1 protein-coding gene is annotated in these 1,110 nt (G+C 56.7%); it reads right to left on the reverse strand.

From position 1 onward, the window contains the following. On the reverse strand, nt 1–882 hold an 882-nt coding region (locus tag KM295_RS16775), incomplete at its 3' end, for an IS110 family RNA-guided transposase (RefSeq protein WP_256031522.1). Nucleotides 883–1,110 lie beyond the last annotated feature (228 nt).

Consider the following 1,110-nt stretch of genomic DNA (forward strand, 5'->3'; position numbering starts at 1 on the left):
TAACCGCTCGTAAAACCGACTCAGATACTCGTCGTTGCAGGTGTGGACAGCAGTATGAGCGGCCTGAACGAGCAGCCACCGAACCCTTCCTGAACCACGCTTCGAGAGCTCACCTTCGATCCGCGAGTCGCCTGACTCGCGGATCACCGGGTTCAAACCGACGTAGCTGACGACTTCTTTGTCACCGTCGAACCGACCAATCTCGCCTAATTCAGCGTAAATCGTCAACGCCGTATAGTAACTCACACCGGGAATCGTCATCAGCAGCTGGGTCTCCTCCAGAGACCCAGCGCGTTCTTCGATTGTCTCTTCGAGATTCTGTATCTCGTCGGTGAGCGTCTCAATCACTTCGAGATACGACGCCAACACCGAATCCCACGGCGTCGGGAGCGAGAGTTCCCGCAGGAACTCTCGTCCCTCCTGAGTCAACGGCTTCACATCTTCGTTGATGCCGTGATCAGAGAGGAGACCATGGACCTTGTTGGCATACTCTGTCCGGTGTTCTACTAACGACTGACGCCCGCGCACGAGTGCGCGGGCTTCCCTGATCTCGTCAGTCGGAACATAACTCTCAGGCACAGAGTTCAAGCGCACCATCCGCGCTAGCTCTTTGGCATCGACGCGATCAGTTTTCTTGTCGGTATCAGCGATCTGATTCAGTTCCTTCGGGTGAGCAACAGTCACATCCAAATGCTCCGACAGCGTATCATGGATGTGGTAGTAGTTGCTGGTCGCCTCTATCGCGGCTTGTGCGCCAGCATACCGCTGGGCGAGGTCGTCGAGGTTCGCGTTCTCGACGCGAACCTCTTCGACGATCTTCCCATCTTCATCCATTACTGCCACCTGTGCGTACCGTTTGTGGACATCAATTCCGAGGTACATGGTTTGTTCACCCGGGACGCCAGTGCGTGAAGCAGAGATTCACCTATTCGGGCTTTCCCGGGTGCCGCGCGGCGCGGCACCCGGGCTGTAACGCCCATGACTCGGCTTCTTTCGCACACGGACCAGTCACTCCCACGTGCTCTGAGGCACGGAATCGCGTTCGGTCTCTTGCGCCCCATATCTTGTTTCACGCTCTCATGGAGTAGCAGCGTTTCCATCGAGTCACTC

Source organism: Natronomonas aquatica, assembly GCF_024449025.1.
GTDB classification, from domain to species: domain Archaea; phylum Halobacteriota; class Halobacteria; order Halobacteriales; family Haloarculaceae; genus Natronomonas; species Natronomonas aquatica.